The sequence below is a fragment of the Nocardiopsis tropica genome (assembly GCF_042660575.1).
GTDB classification, from domain to species: domain Bacteria; phylum Actinomycetota; class Actinomycetes; order Streptosporangiales; family Streptosporangiaceae; genus Nocardiopsis; species Nocardiopsis tropica.
In genome coordinates, this window is record NZ_JBHSUF010000056.1 from 1 (window position 1) to 1,590 (window position 1,590).

Annotated in this window: 1 protein-coding gene; it reads right to left on the reverse strand. The window is 69.3% G+C overall.

Annotated features, from left to right (window positions below; all coding sequences use genetic code 11):
* Positions 1 to 12: 12 nt before the first annotated feature.
* On the reverse strand, positions 13 to 1,446 hold the full coding sequence (locus ACFQBR_RS33540) for an NF041680 family putative transposase (protein ID WP_344178835.1): 1,434 nt from the start codon (positions 1,444 to 1,446) through the stop codon (positions 13 to 15).
* Between the last annotated feature and the right edge of the window lie 144 nt (positions 1,447 to 1,590).

The window sequence follows — 1,590 nt, forward strand, 5'->3', positions numbered from 1 at the left end:
CTAGCTTGGCGTTTAACGTGCTTGCTTGGCGCTGAGGCTGCCCACCGTGTCCGTTTTGTGCTTCTTCGCCACCCCGTAACGGGGAGCTGGACGTTGGTTCCGGCTCCCCCTCGGGCGCCCCGGACCCGCGGACGAGGGCCGCGGAACACCCACACACCGAGGCAGCACCGCGTGGATGTACCGAAACCCCCGACGCACCCGGGACGGACTCATCCGTTCCGGCTCCACCGGCCTGTGCCAGGGCAAACGCACCTGAACCACCAAGGCGCGAGCCAACCGCAACTGGGCATAGGCCACGACGACCAGCCAGGACCACCGGTCCGCTGCTGCGGGATCACGCACCCGGGGCGCGTCCCACCCCAACTGCTGCTTGAAGAAGCGGAAGGTGTGCTCGATGTCGAACCGGCGCAGGTAAGCCCACCACACCTGGCTGACCTGCTCTGAGAGCATCCCGGTGGCCGAGCACCACAGCCACAGCGGCTTGGGGTCGCGCCGCGAGGGCAACGCCTGAACTTCCAGCAGCACCAGGGTGCCCTCGATCACCGGCAGCCGGCCGGAGTGGCCGGCCCAGGCCGAGCGGTGCGTGAGCCGGGGGTGGACCCGGTCCCAGGAACGGGTGGTCGCACTCCCGTAGCGGCGGGTGGGGGTGGTGGAGACCGTCTTCGGTGCGGGCCAGGTCTGGGGGGCGGCCATCCTGAGCGGGGCTCCGTGCTTGGCCGGGCGGCCTGTCGCGCTGGGCGGCAGGTTCTCGGCCGGGCCGTAGAACACCCGGTCCGAACGCAACCGGCCCACCACCTGGACGGGCAGGTCGGCGAGCAGGTGGGCCAGGCGGGGGCTGTCATAGCCCGCATCGACCACCACCATGATGTCGGGGTCGCCGTCGTGGTGATGCCCGGACCTGGTCAAAGAGGCCGTCACGTGGCGGATCTGGTGGGCGGTGACGGTGGTGGCGTCCTCCCCGCTTCGAAGGCGGCGCAGGTCCAAGGGCGTGGTCCAGGAGGTGGCGCCCTCTTCCAGCGCGACGATCATCGAGTAGGGCCAGCCCGGGACCATCTCGGCTTGGCCGGTGCCGCGCCCGTAGGTGTGGCACCAGGTGCGGTCGGGGCTGGTCCAGGCGTCCGGGCGCAGCCAGGGGCTGATGTCGCAGGCCAGCACGATGCGTCCGTGGAAGCGGGGCAGGGGCAGCGCGGCCAGGATCGACCTGAGCCGGGTGGTGTCGATGCGGCCCCGGGCCAGGGCGGCGTAGGCCGAGCCGTGGCCGCGTCGGTGTTCGGGTTCCAGCGAGAGTTGGGCCAGGTGGCGTACGGGGGTCGGGGCGCTGGCCAGGGCTTCGCATATCTCGAAGAGGGCATCGGCACGTGTGGTGAGGCAGGCGTGGAACTGTTCGCGGAATCGGGACAACTCCGACAGCCGCTCGACAGGGGTGTGATGGTGCAGCAGACTCATGGTGACGGTCTTCGTTGTGATCAGGTGTGTTCGTGGTTGAAGCACATGATCACGCGAAGACCGTTGTTGTGTCTGGGCAACGACCAAACCCGTGACCGGGACGGTATCCGGTCACGGGCTCGAGGTTAAACGTCAAGCTAGGGC